The organism is Lysinibacillus parviboronicapiens (assembly GCF_003049605.2).
GTDB classification, from domain to species: domain Bacteria; phylum Bacillota; class Bacilli; order Bacillales_A; family Planococcaceae; genus Lysinibacillus; species Lysinibacillus parviboronicapiens.
Genome location: NZ_CP073713.1, coordinates 3,545,298 through 3,564,278 on the forward strand (window position 1 = coordinate 3,545,298; position 18,981 = coordinate 3,564,278).

Below are 18,981 nucleotides of genomic sequence, written 5' to 3' on the forward strand. Positions count from 1 at the left end.
TTAGTCCTCCTTACGCCTCTGTTCGCTCGAATTGTGATAAGAAACGTGTGTCACTTGTATAGAAATGACGAATATCGTCGACTCCGTATTTTAGCATTGCGATTCGTTCTGCACCGATACCGAATGCAAAACCAGAAACTTTCTTCGGATCATAGCCAGCCATTTCAAGTACATTTGGATGCACCATACCTGCACCTAAAATTTCAATCCAACCAGTACCTTTACATACGTTACAGCCTGACCCACCGCACTTGAAGCAAGAAATATCCATTTCAACAGATGGTTCTGTAAATGGGAAGAAACTTGGACGTAGTCGAATCTCGCGGTCTGCACCGAACATTTTTTTTGCTAAAGTATCTAATGTACCTTTAAGGTCACTCATGCGAATATTTTCGCCAATTACTAAACCTTCAATTTGCATGAATTGGTGAGAGTGTGTAGCGTCATCGTTATCTCGACGGAATACTTTCCCTGGACAAATAATACGAATCGACTCACCTTTTTTGGCTTCCATTGTACGAGCCTGAACAGGTGACGTATGCGTACGTAATAATATTTCCTCGGAAATATAGAACGAATCCTGCATATCACGAGCGGGGTGTCCTTTTGGTAAATTCAATGCCTCGAAATTATAGTAATCCTTCTCAACTTCAGGCCCCTCTGCAATTTCGTAGCCCATGCCGATGAATAAATCTTCAATTTCTTCGATCACACGTGTTAATGGATGACGGTTGCCGACTTTAATTGCACGACCCGGTAATGTGACATCAATCGACTCACTTGCTAATTTTTCAGCAATCGCTGCTTCTTCCAAAACTGTCACTTTTGCTTCAAGCACAACTGTAACATTTTCACGAACAGTGTTGACTAAGGCCCCCATTTTTGGACGTTCCTCTGCTGATAATTTACCCATGCCTTTTAGTAAATCTGTGATTGGTCCCTTTTTCCCTAAATAGGCTACACGCACATCATTTAATTCTTTTAAAGTTGCTGCCGCTTCAATTTTCGCCAGTGCTTCTTGCTCTAACTGCTTTAGTTGCTCTTCCATGTGTTAAATCCTCCTTGTTCATGTAAATGCCCGCTTGCGCTAATGACACAAAAAAACCTCGCCCCTAAAAAAGGGACGAGGACATATTCGCGGTACCACCCTAGTTATTGCACGTAAATTCCGCACAATCACTTCATTGCCATAACGACTCGATTGAAGCCGGCATACCTTTACAGCATTTCGCTGGTCCCGGTAGCTGCTAACGGGCTGAATTCAAAACTGCATTGGTACGGTGCTGGCTCTCAATCTCCGGCCCACACTCCCTGTCGTCCATTCACACTCTTTACTACTTCCCGGTCAAAGCATTTTTGTATACATGATTACATTTAAAAGTGATTATACAATAATATGCAGTCGCATTTCAAGGGTCAAGTGCCCGTTTTCAGCTATCTTATCAGGTCTAGCGGCGTTTTTTGCTGATTTGCGGGCTGTTCCCGATGGTTTACCGGCGATAAACGCTCTTTTAGCGGCGATAGTCGTGGGTCGACCTGCGATTATTGCTTTTTATCTGCGATATTTGTTGTGCTTTTATCAGCGATAGTCACAGTGCCAAAGCAACTACTTCACAAATCCGTACAGAACAATCCCTGTGGCAACAGCTACGTTTAATGATTCGGCTTGTCCAAAGATTGGAATGATAATATTTTGATCTGTCATTGCTAACAGCTGTGGGTGAATACCACTGCCTTCATTACCCATCATAATCGCAAATGCACCGTTATGTTGAATTTCACTGTACAGGACAGCATCTTCATCCAATGCTGTTCCAAATACGGGCACACCATTATCCTGTAGCCTATCAATCCAATCCTCTAAATCACCACGCACAACAGGAACATGGAAATGTGAGCCTTGCGCAGAACGCAACGTTTTGGGGTTATATAAATCAGCACAACCCTTGCCAAGTATAACTGCTTCCACTCCTGCCGCATCTGCTGTACGAATCATTGTTCCAATATTACCTGGATCCTGCACAGCGTCAATCAGCAGTACCTTGCGCCATGTAGCCATCATCTCTTCTTCTACAGCTGGCTGTTTACAAACCGCAAATACACCCTGAGATGTTTCTGTTTCTGCAAACTCCTTGGCCACAGCTGCCGTCACTTCCACCATAGCTACATTATCAATCGGCCAGAGCATCGGCAAATCGACACCCTCACGCACAATTAACTGTAACACTTGTTCGTTATTTTTCAAAGCTTCCTCCACCAAATGGAAACCTTCCACTAAAAACTCACCAGAACGCTCTCGTTCTTTACGTGTCGTCGCTAACTTCTTCCAATATTTCACTAACGCATTTTGCGTAGACTCAATTCTCTTCATCGTTCCTCGTACCGCCTTTTTCCTATTTACTGCTCATTATTATACCTTAGAAAATGAGGAATTTCATAGTCAGGGAGAAAAAGCTGTTTAACGATTATTGAATCTTCTCGTTAAACAGCTGACATTCCTTCATTATTTTCGTAATTTCTCTAGTTCATCCGCAACAAATTGTACATTTGCACCAACAATTACTTGAATACTATTTGGTCCCACAATATTTATGCCATAGACCCCTGTATTTTTTATGCGCTTTTGATCAACCTTCTCCATATGTGCGACCTCAACTCGTAAACGCGTAGCACAATGCTCTATCGAACTAACGTTAGCAGTACCACCTAAGCTAGCATAAATTTCTGCCGCTAATTTTGAAAACGACGAGTCTAATGATGCTGTTGTTGATAATTCATCTTCATCTTCTTCTCGACCAAGTGTTTTTATGTCAAATTTTAATATTAAAAACTTGAATACATAGTAATAAATTATAGCAAAGACGAGTCCCTGTAACACAAGCATTAGTGGTAAATTTGCGAGTGGAAGGCGGAGGGTTAAGACATAGTCGATAAAGCCGGCACTAAATCCAAAGCCTGCTGTCCACTGGAAAGTAGCCGCTATAAACATAGATAACCCTGTTAACACAGCATGCAAAAAATAAAGAACTGGTGCTAGGAACATGAACGAAAATTCAAGCGGTTCTGTCACGCCTGTAAAGAACGAAGTAAAACCTGCGGCCATCACTAAAGATGCTACTTGTTTTTTTCTTGTGGTTTTCGCTGTATGGTACATTGCTAAACCAGCAGCTGGTAAACCAAACATCATAATTGGAAAGAAACCAGCCTGATACATACCTGTTATCCCTTTGACACCAGAACCGTCCCAGAACTTCCCGATATCATTTATACCAATTGTGTCAAACCAAAAAACAGTATTCAATGCGTGGTGTAAGCCCGTTGGAATCAATAAGCGATTGAAGAAGCCATATAAACCAGCACCTGCCGCACCTAAACCACTGATACCTTCACCAAATGATACTAATGCTCCAAAAACAATCGGCCAAATATAAAATAATAATGCTGAAACAAAGAGCATAATCACTGCTGATACAATCGGTACAAGTCGTTTACCACTAAAAAATGCTAAGAAATCTGGTAACTTAACATGACTAAAACGGTTAAACATCGCTGCTGCAATCAAACCTGATAGAATACCAATAAACGCATTATCAATTTTGTTAAAGGCGATATCAACAGTTGCAGGATCAACTGATTGCAGAAGGGCAACCGTATCAGTTGAAAGCATCGTTGTTACTACTAGAAATGCCACCAAACCACTAATCGCCGCAGAACCATCTTTTTCCTTCGCCATCCCAAATGCAACTCCAACCGCAAACAAAATCGGAATATGGTCAATAATCGAAGCACCTGCTTTTATCAAAAACGCTGCAAGCACATTCCCTGATCCCCATCCAGTAGGGTCAATCCAATAACCAATTCCCATTAAAATGGCAGCAGCTGGTAGCACAGCAACCGGTAACATCAAAGAGCGTCCTAATCTTTGTAGATATCTCTTCATACACAACGATCCCCTTTCCATCATAATGAGGTGAAGACCCACAAAATGCCATTAAGTGTCTGCTTTTCTCTCAAGCACCTTACAAAGACACTAATTCTTGTTGCTATTGAGGCACTAGACATTCATTTGTGACGGAGACCGAAGTGAAAGATTTCTTCCTCCATGGAAAACAAACTCGAGGGGAAGACACTTTAGTGTGTTATCGTAAAAGTATGAAATGTACGCACTTACACAGTCACCATTTCGTTGAGAATTGACACCTCCTTTTGCTTTACTTTGCAATAACAATCATTAACAATGTTTCTCCCACAATACCTTCCTTTGATCCTTGATATTGAATTTGTCGCTCTTTGCTGTTAGTGATGAGTATTGGCGTTATAATGCTCTTGGCATTTTCTCGGACAAAGTGCCAATCTACCTTAATTAGTATTTGACCCATTGATATCCGATCCTCTTCTTTCACCAAAACCGTAAAGCCTTGCCCATTTAAAGAAACTGTTTCCAAACCAATGTGAATAAGAAGCTCTGTACCATCCTTTGCGCGAATCCCTATTGCATGTTTCGTCTCAGCAACAAATATGACTGTACCGTCAATCGGTGCATAAACATGCCCATCAATAGGTACGATTGCTAGCCCTTCTCCCAACATTTTTTCGCTAAAAACGGGATCAGGTACTTGATCAAGCGACACAATCTCTCCATGCATCGGTGCATAAATAAGCAACTTCCGTTTACCAAATAATTTTGAGAGCATCCACATGACCTCCCTTAGTTGTATCTTATTAAAAGGAATCAAAAAAACGTATATTTCACTATATTGTGTTGTGGGATAAAGCAGAACTGATAAGGGGATATCTTAAAATATTTAGTCATAACAACAGTTACTTGACCTTTATTTATAAACATTTCTTAACGTTCAAACAATCTGCTAAAATTTGCTGTTCATTTCCATTAAATCGGCTATGATTATTATATAAATAATATTATAGGGTGAAAATTTATGAAAAAAAATGTACATGTAGTTGGCGCAATTATTGAGAATGAGAGGCAGGAGATTTTTTGTGCTTTAAGAAGTCCCGATATGACATTAGCAAATTATTGGGAATTTCCTGGAGGTAAAATTGAAGTAGGAGAAACGCCTGAACAAGCATTAACCAGAGAGATCACAGAAGAATTTAATTGCTCTATAAAAGTTGGAGAAAAAGTAGAAGATACTACATACGAATATGAAAAGTTTATTGTTCGCTTAGAAACGTATAAAGCTCGATTATTAAAAGGCATACCCGTTGCGATCGAACACGCTGAAACTAGATGGGTTCCTCGTAAAGAACTTTTTGAACTTAACTTCGCTCCTGCTGATATACCTGCAGTTGAAAAAATTATGAATGAAAAATAATGGTTATGAATTTGGATGAAATGGTGTGAAGCATATGGAGCAACTAATTCACAAAATTGAACAATCTTTTTATAAAGGTTTTATTGATCAAGATAGAGCTGTACCTACGCAATTTAAGCCAAAACTATTAACAAATAAAACACACGAAAATGTTTTATCTACACTACTACAAGAATTAAAAACATGCAAAACTTTTACTTTTTCTGTCGCCTTTATTACAGAAGGCGGACTAGCTACCTTAAAAACAATGCTTTATGACCTCAAACTTAAGGGCATAAAAGGTCGAATTTTAACCTCGACATTTTTAAACTTTAATCAACCGAAGATGTTTATAGAATTATTGAAGCTTGAGAATGTTGAGGTTCGATTGACTGGCATTAAAGGCTTTCATTCCAAGGGATATATATTCGAACATCAAGATTACTATTCGTTAATAGTAGGAAGCTCAAATTTAACTGATAGCGCACTAAAAGCAAATTATGAATGGAATATGTTTTTAACATCATTAGAAAATGGTGAAGTTATCAATCATTTTAAAAGGCAATTTGAAGATGATTGGTATGAAGCAATTCCATTAACGAAAGAATGGATTACAAATTACAAACAAAGTTATGTCCTACAACCATTCATTAAACAGATTACTGCAAATGCTTTGGATATTAACGTACAATATTTAACAAACGCTCTAGCAGATAGTCTTGCTGTCCAGCCAAATAAAATGCAAACAGCAGCTCTTGAACAAATAAAAAACCTCAGAGCATCTGGTGCGAAGAAAGGCCTCATTATTTCAGCAACTGGAACTGGTAAGACATATTTATCTGCATTTGATGTACGAAATTTTGCACCGAAAAAAATGCTCTTTGTTGTACATCGAGAGCAAATCTTAAAGAAAGCACTGCAAGATTATCAAAAAATACTAGGTGGTCCAGAAAACGATTTCGGCATTCTTTCGGGTAACTCAAAAGACACAGATGCTAAGTATTTATTTGCAACCGTTCAAACTATATCTTCACAGCGCTATTTACTACAATTTAAAAAGAATGAATTCGACTATATTTTAATAGATGAGGCGCATCGTGCAGGAGCAAATACTTACCAGGCCATTCTCAATTATTTTGAACCAGAATTTCTTCTTGGTATGACGGCAACTCCTGAACGTACAGATAATTACAATACCTACGAGCTATTTGATTATAACATTGCCTATGAAATTCGCCTTCAAGCAGCTCTTGAAGAAGATATGCTTTGTCCCTTCCATTATTTCGGTGTTACTGAATACGAAAAAGATGGTGAACTCATTGATGATACTTCAAAACTTCAGTTCCTTGTTTCTGATGAACGGATTAAACATATTATCGAAAAAATCAATTACTATGGCTATTCAGGCGAAAAAGTACGAGGATTAATATTCTGTCGTTCAAAAGAAGAAACACATGCATTATCAACTGCATTAAATCTCCGTGGTTTAAAAACAATGGCTCTTACAGGTGACCACTCACAAGCAGAACGAGAGGCGGCCATTAAAAAATTAGAGCGATCTGAGCTTGAATACATTTTAACAGTAGATATTTTTAATGAAGGAATTGATATCCCTTATTTAAATCAAATCATTATGCTCCGTCAAACGCAATCTAGCATTATCTTTATTCAACAGCTTGGACGAGGATTACGTAAACATGATTCTAAAGAGTATGTCACTGTAATTGATTTTATTGGTAATTATAAAAACAATTACTTAATTCCAATCACATTATCTGGTGACCAAACTATGAACAAAGATAATATACGGCGCAAAACAGTAAATACAAATTACATTCAAGGGGTCTCCACAATAAATTTTGAGGAAATTGCTAAGAAGCGGATTTTTGCAGCTATTGATGAAAAAAAGTTAAATTTATCGTCAGTAAGATTTTTACGCTCAAAATACACAGATCTAAAATATCGTCTCGGTAAGGTCCCTACGCTCCTTGATTTTATAAAATATAACTCATTAGATCCCGAAGTTATTTTTGAAAATAGTCCAAACTACCACGCCTTTTTAGCTAAAATGAAAGAAACTGTACCTGTCTTGTCATGCTATGAGCTTGCTATTTTAACAATGTTTTCATTAGAGCTTATGAATGGAAAAAGAATTCACGAAATCATTTTACTCAATCAATTATTAAAAACTGGCGCAGTTTCAAAAATGGATTATATCCGTTTACTAGAACAATCTGGTACATATTCAGATGATGAAACACTTATTTCTGTTGAGAACTATTTAACTTTAGATTTCTTTGTCACTACCGCGCGAGAGAAATATGGTTCAATACCTATCATCATGTTGCAAAATGACACATATTATTTTAACAACGAGCTGGAAGCTAGCCTTCAGAAATCACAATACAAATCCATGCTTGCTGATATTCTTTCATGCGCCTATGAGAAGAATAAACAATATAATATTACTCAACCGTTTACACTCTATAAAAAGTATTCTCGAAAAGATATCTGTAGACTGCTGAATTGGGATCGCAATGAAGAAGGTACACTTAATGGTGGTCGAATCAAGATGAATTCTTGTCCTATCTTAGTAAATTATCATAAAGCTCAAGATGATGATTCTGAAGTTAAATACATGGATGAGTTTTTATCAGCAGAAATTTTCAAATGGTGTTCTACAAAGAATCGAAGCATCACAGCTAAAGACATTGCACCAATTGTAAATTCACATGCTTTAAATATAGCTGTTCATTTGTTTGTAAAAAAGCATAATGGTGAGGGTAAAGATTTTTATTACCTAGGTAAAGTAATTGTTGATTCTAATAGTGCTCAAAATGCTGAGCTAATTGATAAAGGGAAGTCATACTCTGTAGCTACTATGAACATGTTACTAGAAAACCCAGTGCAACACGATATCTATCATTATTTAGTAGAAGAATAACTAAAAAAAGATGACATTTAAGAATTTTTTCTTAATGTCATCTTTTTTTCCGTTTAATAATTGTAGCAAATTGTGTGGGTGCCTGGCACCTTCAAATCCATTTCCTAACAGGTGGGATACTTTGAGGAAATGCAAAGACATTGGATGGATCATATTTCGTCTTTACTTCTCTAAGGCGTCTGAAATTACGTCCATAATAAGCGCTAGGCCAATCTTTTATATAGTGATCAGGGAAATTTACGTAATCACCAGCAGTATAAGGCGATAATGCACGTCTCAAGTCCTCTATCCATTGAATGTTTTGGTTCTCTTCTTGTGGCTTTTCCCATGTAGTGAGGTACTCTTGGGCAATGAGGGCGTTCCTATAAAAATAGGCACTACGATTTGGTGCAACCTGACTGACAGCGCCTCGCAGCGATTGCTGCCAAATTTCAGCATTTCTATTTGGTGCGTTAGCTAAAAATGCTTTCATTCTTCGAATAGCAGCATGGGGAAATGGCTTCTCAATAAACGAACCAGACCTTTTGCGAAGAGCAGGTACATTGCCACTTGGGACATCAAAAAATCGTACCGCTTTGATGTAAGGGACTTCCTTTATCCATACACTTGTCGGTGAGCCGGTCTTCCTTAATGGTCGAAGAAGTTTTTTTAATTCATGTGCTGAACCGACAAACTCTCCCTGCGTAACAATTTCACCCACTTCCTTTGATTTGAGCTCAAGCTGTGAGGTTAAGCGTTCGTCTGTATAAGGAGCCCACTTTTGCCAAGCATCAAAGGCGACCTCAAAGTCCTCCCAGCCCCACGTAATTGAGAAAATAGACACATCTGAAATGGCATGGAGCTTAAATGTAAGTGCCGTGACAATGCCAAAATTCCCGCCACCTCCCCCACAGCTAGCCCAAAATAAATCACTATTCAAGTGGTTGTTGGCTTTTAAAAGTTCTGCTCCTAGATGGCCACTTGCACCGACCATTTCAATTTCCAATAAATTATCACAAGTAAGCCCAAACTGTCTTGAGAGCATACCAATTCCCCCACCGAGAGTTAAGCCCACAACTCCGACACTGCTTTCGGTTCCTGCTGGGATGGTCATACCAGATTCCCACAATTCACGATATACTTTTCCTAAATCTGCCCCTGCTTCAATTCTTGCGGTCATGTCGGCCACATTGATAGATATGTTGTTCATATCACTTACATCAATTACTACGCCTTCATTCACTAGAGAATAATTTTCATAGCTATGCCGACCGCTCCTTATTCGAAAGGGTTCATTTTTTTCCCTTACCCACCTCAAGGCATTTACTACATCTTTCGCATTTTGGCAAAATACAATTTTACTCGGAAATTTTGCAATACTTAAGTTATTATTAATTCTTGCCTGTTCATAATCCGGATCACTTGGGGTAACAATTCTTCCTGTGAGTTTTACTTTTTTCAACATCCAACTCCTTTCTCAAATCATGCCATGTGCATGTACTATCCTATGCATAGCATGGAGAAAGAAATATAAATTTCACAATTAATATCTAGAAAAATTTAAGATAATCTCCTTAGTACAAATCAGATAAATACTCATTTTATGGCTTTGTACATAAGATGCAATAATGAAATCACTTAGGAGGTGTCCGGATGATTATACATGTGGTGAGCGCCGGTGAAACACTTTGGCAAATTGCCAACCGCTACGCTGTCCCCATCAATACGATTGTCCAATTAAACGCGTTGCCGAATCCAAATCAATTAGTGGTCGGACAATCACTCGTTATTCCTTCGCCTTATACAATGCACATCGTCAAAAGTGGCGAAAATTTAGGGACGATTGCCCAACAATATGACGTGTCCATTCAATCGATTATCTTAGAGAATCACTTAACAAATCCAGATACTTTAACGCCAGGAACAAAACTAGTGATTCCACCCATTATGCATATTGTACAGCCAGGGGAGTCCTTATCACAGATTGCCAATCGTTATGGTACGACCGTTCAAGCTATAGCTTTAGAAAATGACATTACGAATCCCAATATCATTTATGTGGGGATGAGCTTAACTATTCCAAGAAAGAAACCATTGATTGAAGTCAACGCTTATACGTATCAACCGAGTGAAGAAGCTGTTGATTCACTTAATGCCATTGGCCATCTTCTTACTTATTTTAGCCCGTTTGCTTATATGATTAAGGAAGACGGATCATTACAGCCAATAAATGATAAAGCAATGATAGATGCAGCTATTTCACAAAGCATCTTACCTATGCTCACTATTACAAACTTCTCGTCAACAGAGGCAGGGTCCAACTTAGCGCATGTTATTTTATCTAGTGCAGAATTACGAGCAAAAGTGATAAATGAGGTACTACAAGTGATGCAAGATAAAGGCTATAAAGTGTTAAATGTTGATTTTGAAAACGTCCTACCTGTAGATCGAGAGAATTACAATCAATTTCTACAATTAGCTGTTGATCGTCTACACCCGAAAGGTTATTTAGTGTCGACTGCTCTTGCACCAAAAACAAGCGCCAGCCAAACTGGGCCATTATATGAAGCACATGATTATGAGGCACACGGGAGAATTGCAGATTTTGTGGTGTTGATGACCTATGAATGGGGCTATCGACTTGGACCTCCACAAGCTATCTCCCCCATTAACGAAATGAGAAAAGTTGTGGAATATGCCTTGTCAGTTATGCCAGCTAAAAAAATATTTTTAGGCTTTCAAATTTATGCACGAGATTGGCTTCTGCCACATGTTCAAGGGCAAGAAGCTGAGACATTTAGCCCACAAGAAGCAATCAGTAGAGCAGTCAAATATGGCGCAACCATTCAATATGATAGGACAGCACAGTCTCCTTATTTCCGTTATGTCGATGAACAAGGTAGAAATCATGAAGTATGGTTTGAGGATGCTAGAAGTGCTCAAGCAAAGTTCGATATGGTTAAACAATACAATCTGCGTGGTATCAGCTATTGGGCATTAGGTTTCCCATTCCCACAGAACTGGGTATTATTAAATAACGATTTTTCAATTATAAAACGATAAATGATGCTAAATATATAACAGCCATTTTTATTATTGGTCTTGAACTTAAAATATATTTGTAACTTGCTCTTAACTTTTCTTGTCCAATATTTCCCCATGATAAAAAATCCGTTTCAATGCCATATTAAGAAATATCACATTGAAAGGAGAATCCAACATGGGAAGAGACAATAAGCAAGGGCAAAGTAACAACAAAGGTTCACTACCTCAGACGCCTAAAAACCAAAAAATTGCGCCAAACAAAGTAAAAGAAGAGTTTTCGCAAGAGTTTACAGAGCTTATTAATGCCGTGACAAAAAATAAGCAAAAAAAATAAGGGGGGCTTCGATTGGAATATCAACGTGCGCAAGAGATAGTCGCCTCTCCATCAGAATATGAAGTAACCTACAATAACGTTTCTGTATGGATTGACAAGCTTCACGATGATGGCAAAACAGCAACTGTGCATTTACGACGCTCGTTAGAAGAACGATCCGAAGTAGATATTTCAGAGTTAAAAGAAGAATACCTCGTACATTAATAAAACAATCAAGCACGCAAAAATTATTATATTTTGCGTGCTTGTTTTGGTATAGATTTAAGGGAATTATTGTAAAACAAACTTTTAAAGTTTCAAATCATATATTCCTCAACATATTTAAACTGGCCTAAAATCTCTTCCGCATGACTATGTAGTTCTTGAAAAGTTTCAGTAAGCTGCTCAGCTGCAATTGGTTTACTAAATAAATAACCCTGGATATAATCACATCCGCCATCCATGAGGAATGCTAGCTGAGCCACTTCTTCAATGCCCTCGGCAACTACCTTAAGGCGTAAATGCTTAGCCATTGAAATAATCATGGAAACAAGTGCTTCATCGTTGGGATTATGCTGAATATTACGCACAAAGGCACGATCGATTTTCAAACAATCGATTGGAAAATCTTTTAGGTATGACAACGAAGAATATCCCGTACCAAAATCATCGACTGCAATTTGAATACCAAGCGCTTTTAGTTCATGAAGCAATTGTGTCATTTGATCGATATTCATCGTCATACTTTCTGTAATTTCTAGTTGTAAATAATGTGGTTCTAGCTTAGTTTGTTGTAAAATACCTTTCACCATTTGCACCAAGTCCTGCTGGAATAACTGTCCGAGCGATAAATTGACTGCTACCTTCATTTGCGGCAAACCTTGTGCTTCCCATGCCTTTGCTTGGCAACACGCTGTTTCTAATATCCACTTACCAAGAGGAATAATAAGCCCTGATTCCTCTGCAATCGGAATAAACATATCCGGAGGTACAAAGCCACGTGTTGGGTGGTGCCAGCGTACAAGTGCTTCTAAAGATTCAATGTTACCTGTTTTTAAATTGACTTGTGGTTGATATTCTAAATAAAACTCTTGATGGGCTAGTGCTTTATGTAACTCTTGCTCCATGATAATACGATCTGCCATACCGCTAGACATAAAAGGTTTGTAAAAAAGAAATCTTTGGGGGATTTGGCTTGCCTCCCGCATAGCTAACTGCGCATGCATCAATAATTCTTCTCCTGAGTAACTAGTTTCGTGAAGAGCAATCCCAATATTTAAATTACCGTTTAGGGAGAATAACTCTACTTGTAATGGCTTTTTCATAGCATTTTTTAAGTTAAAACAAAATTGCAATAGCTCTTCTTGTGTCTGAACATCATCAATATAAACTACAAATTGACCCTCACGTAGTTTTGTCGCAAAGTAATGCGGAGGTAAAATAGCTTGAATTCTCTCCGAAACGAGCTTCATCATTTTATTGGAATAACTAATTCCGATAGATGCGCTAATCGTTGCCAAGCGATCAATTTCAATTGCGATTACTGCTTTTTGTGCTTTATCGGCATGCAAATCTTCCTTCAACGTTTTCAGCAACAAGCGTTCATTTGGTAGTTGAGTTATATCATCATGATAGGCTTGAAATCGTAGTTCCTGTTGCGAATGTTCAAGGTCCTGCTTAATTTTTAACAGCTGTTGATAAGGCTTTTCAACCGATGTATAGTAAATAGCTTTTAAAATTAAATAATACGCATAAAATTGGTAAATAAGTGCTAAAAAATTCCAAATTTCATTTGGATCTTTGCCAATAACAAAGAAAATATCACTAATAATTAAATAAAGTGCTGCACTCATTAGCCACATTACGCGTTTAGGTGTTTTTTTATAATGCTTACTTAAAATATATATAGTCACACCTTGCAGAATCGCCGCTATTAGGTGCACTTTATCGAGTGCAATAATTACCCAATCACCGTCTTCAATAAACGGCTGTATACTCATTGGGGGGCTAGATAACATTAAAAGTGTAAACATAACAAATAAAAAAGAAAAACCATATGTATATACTCGATAATGCATTGTTAATTGTTTTTTAGGTTTTAAAATAATAAACAATACGCCGATTGCTAAACACAATCGCATGACCAGATGCAGCCATACGTTGATATAGGACGTTTGTAAAGCATTCGCACTAAATATAACAATATTTGACATTTCTAATAGCGCAATGACAAAAAATAAGCTTCCTATGTATAATGTTCGACTCGCAAATAAGTGGGAAAATACTAGCCAAGAATGAATCGCAATTGCCATAGTAAAAACAACAATAAGTATTTGCATAATTAAATTTAAATATATGTAACTTTCTTCCTTATAAACCCCATAGAGCTGATTACCATACACTATGAGAGGTATTAACAGTAGCAATGGTAATGCTATATACCAAACCTCTATCTTTTCTATCTTTTGATGATAACTCCTTTTCTCCAACACTAACCCTCCATACATTTGAATCCTAATACCAGTATGTATCACTCAAAATAACTAGGTAATTTCATCTATTAACAGGAAATAAAGCTTTTAAAATTGTATATTTCTTTGACTTCTTACAAATCATAGCATTTTTTTTGGAATTTGTATGCAATTACGAAAAGTATGCCAATATTCAATTATTTTAGATATTGGCATACTTTTGATTCATACTTCTGTAAGTGTTAGAAGGTGACGAAGTTTTATCATCAGTCTTACTCGTCTTTTTTTGACTGCCACAACGGTCAACTGTAGTTCATTTGCTATTTCAGCATAGCTATATCCTTCCAAGTAAAAAAGCACTAACAGTTTACTTTCCTCCATGTTTAAGTGAGGCATTATACTTTCTAACAAAACGGGTGCTCCCTCGTGTTCTAGTTGGTTCTCTCGGTATACATTTAATGTTTCGTCATCCATAACCGTAAAATGCTGCTCGAACTGTTTTTCTCTTGTCAACTCCTTCATAATTTCTCCTTTCACAGTTGTATAAACATATGAAGAAAATAGCCCTTTTTCAGGGTCTGCTTTTTTCCAAGCTTCCCAAACCACTATTGCGGCAATATGACGATAATACTCAAAATCTTTGTAAATATGACATTTCAACAAAATAGACGTAATCATTGGCTGCACTAATTCTAAAACTTTTTCAAATGGTAGTTCGGGCGATAGGATTTGCTGTTTTTGTGGTTTAGTCATTTTTAATCCTGCCGACTGTGCACAATCCGTTATTCCTAGGTAACACTATCGTAGCCATTCATCATGCGACCGTCGAACAGCCTTTACGATAAAAAAACCGTAACGAAATAGAAATAGCTGTTTATATATATACAAGAAATACAACGTGTAATTTCAAAAAACTTAAGTTTTGCTCACATTTCTATACATATTTCTTTAACCGATGGACAAATTACTACTAAGGAGGCGAAATAGATGAATTTTCAAATAAGAGATGCTATTACAGCAAACGTACATGGACAATCAGCAACAGAAATTAAAGATATTGTTGTAGATGCTATTGAACGTGGTGAGGAACATTTACTACCAGGTCTCGGTGTATTTTTTGAGAAGTGGTGGCAACAATCTAGTACGGCTGAACAGGATGAATTCGTACAAAAGCTAGAAAAAGTGTTTGCACACTGATTTTTTTATAGTCAGTTCATTCCATTTCCAATAAACGCGTGATAAATTAGATTTATCTGAAAGTTTGGAGGGATTGGAATGACAGTTGCTGTAGAGCAAATAGTAAATCAACTAAGAGATGTATTATTAGATGAGCAAGTATCAACGAATGATACGGTGCGAGAGCTACATGGAAAAGATGAATCCCATCATGCAATGAGCATGCCCGACATCGTTGTTTTTCCGCGTTGCACAGCGGATGTCAGTGCCATTTTGAAAATTGCACATGCGGAACGTATACCAGTTGTACCATTTGGCGTCGGCTCAAGTTTAGAGGGAAATGCTATTCCGATTGCAAGGGGAATTTCCATCGACTTATCAGAAATGAATGCCATTTTGGATATACGACCAGATGATTTACTCGTTAAGGTACAACCTGGTGTGACACGTGCACAGTTGAACAAAGAATTGAAAAAACACGGGCTTCAATTTACTGTAGACCCTGGTGCCGATGCTACTCTTGGCGGTATGGCAGCAACAAATGCCAGTGGAACGACTGCTGTACAGTATGGTGTAATGCGGGATCAAGTACGAGATTTAGAGGTTGTACTTGCAGATGGAACAGTTATTCATACAGGTAGTTTAGCAGCAAAATCTTCTTCAGGTTATCACTTGAATGGTTTGTTTGTTGGTTCTGAGGGCACGTTAGGATGCTTTACTGAACTGACCTTGAAAGTATACGGTATACCGGAATTTGTGACTGCTGGTCGTGCAGTATTTGCGACAGTCGGCGATGCTGTCAGTGCAGTTGCTGCATTATTACAAGCAGGCATCTCAGTTGGACGTGTCGAACTTGTTGACGAGGCTTCTATTACACAAGCAAATATTTATAACGAAACATCTTATGATGAGAAACCTACATTGTTTTTAGAATTCCACGGAAATGAAGCGGGTATGCAGGCCGATATAGAATTTGCAACGGAAATTTTTGAAGATTTCGGTTGTATGTCTGTTGAATTCGAGCATGACAATGCCGCACGTAACAAACTTTGGGAGGCACGTCATTCGCTGGCGTATGCCTATATTCATGCTTATCCAGGGAAAAAACTCATGTCGACCGATGTTTGTGTCCCAATTTCTAAGTTAGCTGAAACAATTTTATATGCACGTGAACAGCTAGATGAAGTTGGGCTAGCAGGTGGAATTGTCGGGCATGTCGGTGACGGTAATTTCCATGCCCTGTTGATGTTAGACCCAAGTAATGCTGAAGAGCAAGCCAAAGCTGACCGTTTCAACGAACATATCGTGCAATATGCATTGCTACGCGGCGGCACATGCACCGGTGAACACGGGGTAGGTATCGGTAAAATGAAATACCAGGCAACGGAGCACGGCGCTTCTTTATTAGTCATGAAGAGCATCAAAGCTGCGCTTGACCCATACAACATTATGAATCCAGGTAAAATTTTTTCGATGTAATATTTTTGTTTGGTCATCATGCATACCATGCTTCTATAAAATACGGCCCCACCTCTTTGGTGAGACCGTATTTTTATTGAAAATCATTAAAACGACAATTGCTAAAATCACGCTCCGTGCCAAGTGCACGAGGTATCATTGTTTCAACGAGATAATCCTCTTCCTCGTAAATAATTTTCTTAATTCAATGCCGAAAAACTCCTTCATTCGAGATTCCGACATCACATCCTGTACATTTCCATAAACTATGCCCTTCTCCTTCGCTGTCATCAATACTTGATCGGCAAGGTAAAATGCATGGTTCGGGTAATGTGTATTAATGATGCACGAAATACCACGCGCCTGAGACAGATGCTTAATGGTTTGTAAAATCACAATTTGCTTTTGAATATCCAAATGTGATTCAGGCTCATCTAAAATCAATACCTCCGGATTAGATACAAGCGTACGTGCAATCAAAGCTAGCTGGAGTTCACCACCACTAACCTCATTACAGGATTTCTTCGCAAGATGCAAAATACCGATTGTTTTAAGTGCCACATGAGCGGCTTCCATATCCTTCGCTGATGGCTGAGCCAGTGTACTAATAAATGGTGCTCGCCCCATTACTACAAGCTCCTCCACTGTAAAGCCAAAGACCATTTTATGCGCTTGGGGCACATAGCCAACCCGCTTCCATAGCTCTTTGCGATTCAGTGATGCAAGTGGTTTTCCATCAATCAATGTCTGCCCCTTTTTCCAATCGAGAAGCCCTGTAATACATTTCAACATCGTTGTTTTCCCTGCGCCATTTTCATGCCACAAATTTATTACAACGCTCGATCCAGACTTCCATTTTGGTTCTTACTTCATGCCAGCAACAGAACGCTTCTTTGAAGGCTTCTTCCCTTACCTAGCCTATGGAACCATATAACTTGCTTACATCTAGTTTGTTTGCGACTTCTGTTGTAACGGCTGACTTTTTACACATAGAAAACCCGCTGACTCCGACCCTATCAGCGGGTAACTTCTTCTACAAATCATAACGAAAACTTTTCACTATTTTATCGCCTTTATTAAAATCCTTTGACACATCACGAACAAAGCCCATGGATAAATAAAGGTCAATGGCAGCCTGCATAATATCGCCGGAATGTAAATACAATGCCTGATCCTGACGACTACGTGCAAAGGCAAAACTTTCATGCAATAATTTTTTGGCTACGCCCTGCCCCCTACCGTTTGGATGCACCCCTAACAAGCGTACAATGGTAGACTCAATCCCTAGTTCTGGAAGACCATATGCCTTTTCCGAATTTGTAAATAATTGCAATCCACCTAAAATTTCATGTCCTCGCTTTGCTACTAAAATCGTCACGGCTTCAGGGTTACCGACCGATGCACGAATATCACTTAAATACTGCGCCCAATCCTCTGGTTTATCATATTCTTTTTCATACTGTGCATAACTTTCAACTAGCACCTCTAAGTACCGTGCATAATCTTCTTCACGCAAATGCTCAATAACAATTTCAGCTACTGCCATACACAACGCTTCCTTTTCTAAATGCCGCCCTTACTATAAGCAGTCACTCGTTTTTCAATACGGTGTGCTATCAATTCAATAACTGCAGACACACCCCAGTAAATGAACCCTACCGCAATAAATGCCTCTAAAAATTTTAAATTAACGGATGCCACAATATTGGCAACGCCCGTTAATTCCTTTATCGAAACAAAAAATGCTAATGATGTCGCATGTAAAAATCCAATAAAAACGTTCGTAAAGTTTGGAATCGACTGACTAAATGCTTGTGGCAATATAAAACGTCGCATCGCCTGTGAAAATGTTAAACCTACAGCATAGGCCGCTTCAAGTTGCCCCTTTGGAACGCCTAAAATACCCGATCGTATAATTTCTGAGGCATATGCTCCAGCACTTAATGTCAGTGCTACTAACACAAAAAATAAAATAGGGATCGCGTTTGCATCAAAATCTAGCTTCAAGGTTTGCGCGACAGCATCCACTACAATTGGTATCCCAAAATATATCAGCATAATATGCATAATAATCGGTGTTCCTCTGAAAAAAGATACATAAAAATTTACTATAGGCGCGATTATTTTTATATTTTGTATCCGTACAAAGGCTACCACTATACCTATTAAAATGCCCAATAACACAGGTGTAAACGTCATAAACAAGGTTAACGGCAACACCTTACAAATTTCCTGAAAGGCTTCAAAAATAAAAGAAATATCAATTGTCAATGTCAATCC

Annotated in this window: 17 protein-coding genes; 7 read left to right on the top strand and 10 right to left on the bottom strand. The window is 38.2% G+C overall.

Annotated elements, in window-relative coordinates; all coding sequences use genetic code 11:
• Positions 1–10 precede the first annotated feature (10 nt).
• The 4 genes from pheS to C9J31_RS17190 all read right to left on the bottom strand — a co-directional run bounded on the left by pheS (position 11) and on the right by C9J31_RS17190 (position 4,694).
• On the bottom strand, positions 11–1,048 hold the full coding sequence (pheS, locus tag C9J31_RS17175; protein WP_107949924.1) for a phenylalanine--tRNA ligase subunit alpha: 1,038 nt from the start codon (positions 1,046–1,048) through the stop codon (positions 11–13).
• Positions 1,049–1,606: 558 nt separating this feature from the next.
• On the bottom strand, positions 1,607–2,371 hold the full coding sequence (locus tag C9J31_RS17180) for a TrmH family RNA methyltransferase (protein ID WP_107949922.1): 765 nt from the start codon (positions 2,369–2,371) through the stop codon (positions 1,607–1,609).
• A gap of 132 nt (positions 2,372–2,503) precedes the next feature.
• On the bottom strand, positions 2,504–3,940 hold the full coding sequence (gene nagE / locus C9J31_RS17185) for an N-acetylglucosamine-specific PTS transporter subunit IIBC (protein WP_107949920.1): 1,437 nt from the start codon (positions 3,938–3,940) through the stop codon (positions 2,504–2,506).
• Positions 3,941–4,211: 271 nt separating this feature from the next.
• Positions 4,212–4,694: a PTS sugar transporter subunit IIA gene (locus C9J31_RS17190; RefSeq protein WP_107949918.1), complete on the bottom strand. Its 483-nt coding sequence runs from the start codon at positions 4,692–4,694 to the stop codon at positions 4,212–4,214.
• A 246-nt stretch (positions 4,695–4,940) separates the two neighbouring features.
• Here C9J31_RS17190 and C9J31_RS17195 point away from each other — a divergent pair, with 246 nt between their 5' ends.
• Both C9J31_RS17195 and C9J31_RS17200 read left to right on the top strand, forming a co-directional pair.
• Entirely contained in the window at positions 4,941–5,336 is a 396-nt protein-coding gene (locus tag C9J31_RS17195) for a (deoxy)nucleoside triphosphate pyrophosphohydrolase (RefSeq protein ID WP_107949916.1), read from the top strand.
• A 34-nt stretch (positions 5,337–5,370) separates the two neighbouring features.
• A complete protein-coding gene (locus C9J31_RS17200; protein WP_107949914.1) occupies positions 5,371–8,259 on the top strand; it encodes a DEAD/DEAH box helicase in 2,889 nt (962 codons plus the stop codon).
• A gap of 91 nt (positions 8,260–8,350) precedes the next feature.
• Here C9J31_RS17200 and C9J31_RS17205 read toward each other — a convergent pair whose 3' ends face one another.
• Complete coding sequence (locus C9J31_RS17205) at positions 8,351–9,700, bottom strand: FAD-binding oxidoreductase (protein ID WP_107949912.1); 1,350 nt, start codon at positions 9,698–9,700, stop codon at positions 8,351–8,353.
• 191 nt (positions 9,701–9,891) lie between these two features.
• Here C9J31_RS17205 and C9J31_RS17210 point away from each other — a divergent pair, with 191 nt between their 5' ends.
• The 3 genes from C9J31_RS17210 to C9J31_RS17220 all read left to right on the top strand — a co-directional run bounded on the left by C9J31_RS17210 (position 9,892) and on the right by C9J31_RS17220 (position 11,821).
• Entirely contained in the window at positions 9,892–11,301 is a 1,410-nt protein-coding gene (locus C9J31_RS17210; protein ID WP_107949910.1) for a glycoside hydrolase family 18 protein, read from the top strand.
• Between the two features lie 157 nt (positions 11,302–11,458).
• Positions 11,459–11,617 carry a YfhD family protein gene (locus C9J31_RS17215; protein ID WP_107923430.1) on the top strand — a complete coding sequence of 53 codons (159 nt, stop codon included), beginning with the start codon at positions 11,459–11,461 and terminating at the stop codon, positions 11,615–11,617.
• Between the two features lie 12 nt (positions 11,618–11,629).
• On the top strand, positions 11,630–11,821 hold the full coding sequence (locus tag C9J31_RS17220) for an H-type small acid-soluble spore protein (RefSeq protein WP_054767271.1): 192 nt from the start codon (positions 11,630–11,632) through the stop codon (positions 11,819–11,821).
• Between the two features lie 92 nt (positions 11,822–11,913).
• On the opposite strand, the gene C9J31_RS17225 is transcribed toward C9J31_RS17220, so the two are convergent.
• Both C9J31_RS17225 and C9J31_RS17230 read right to left on the bottom strand, forming a co-directional pair.
• Positions 11,914–14,085 carry a bifunctional diguanylate cyclase/phosphodiesterase gene (locus tag C9J31_RS17225; protein ID WP_238602115.1) on the bottom strand — a complete coding sequence of 724 codons (2,172 nt, stop codon included), beginning with the start codon at positions 14,083–14,085 and terminating at the stop codon, positions 11,914–11,916.
• Positions 14,086–14,292: 207 nt separating this feature from the next.
• The gene (locus C9J31_RS17230; protein ID WP_107949908.1) at positions 14,293–14,820 is read right to left on the bottom strand and encodes a sigma-70 family RNA polymerase sigma factor; all 528 of its coding nucleotides are present in this window, start codon (positions 14,818–14,820) and stop codon (positions 14,293–14,295) included.
• Positions 14,821–15,054: 234 nt separating this feature from the next.
• Between C9J31_RS17230 and sspI the strand changes: the two genes are divergently transcribed.
• Both sspI and C9J31_RS17240 read left to right on the top strand, forming a co-directional pair.
• A complete protein-coding gene (sspI, locus tag C9J31_RS17235) occupies positions 15,055–15,264 on the top strand; it encodes a small acid-soluble spore protein SspI (protein WP_010860143.1) in 210 nt (69 codons plus the stop codon).
• A gap of 78 nt (positions 15,265–15,342) precedes the next feature.
• On the top strand, positions 15,343–16,722 hold the full coding sequence (locus C9J31_RS17240; RefSeq protein ID WP_107949906.1) for an FAD-binding oxidoreductase: 1,380 nt from the start codon (positions 15,343–15,345) through the stop codon (positions 16,720–16,722).
• A 135-nt stretch (positions 16,723–16,857) separates the two neighbouring features.
• On the opposite strand, the gene C9J31_RS17245 is transcribed toward C9J31_RS17240, so the two are convergent.
• The 3 genes from C9J31_RS17245 to C9J31_RS17255 form a co-directional block, all read right to left on the bottom strand.
• A complete protein-coding gene (locus tag C9J31_RS17245) occupies positions 16,858–17,493 on the bottom strand; it encodes an ABC transporter ATP-binding protein (protein ID WP_244854825.1) in 636 nt (211 codons plus the stop codon).
• A 241-nt stretch (positions 17,494–17,734) separates the two neighbouring features.
• Positions 17,735–18,247 carry a GNAT family N-acetyltransferase gene (locus C9J31_RS17250; protein WP_107949903.1) on the bottom strand — a complete coding sequence of 171 codons (513 nt, stop codon included), beginning with the start codon at positions 18,245–18,247 and terminating at the stop codon, positions 17,735–17,737.
• A 17-nt stretch (positions 18,248–18,264) separates the two neighbouring features.
• A complete protein-coding gene (locus tag C9J31_RS17255; protein ID WP_107949902.1) occupies positions 18,265–18,972 on the bottom strand; it encodes an amino acid ABC transporter permease in 708 nt (235 codons plus the stop codon).
• Positions 18,973–18,981: the final 9 nt, after the last annotated feature.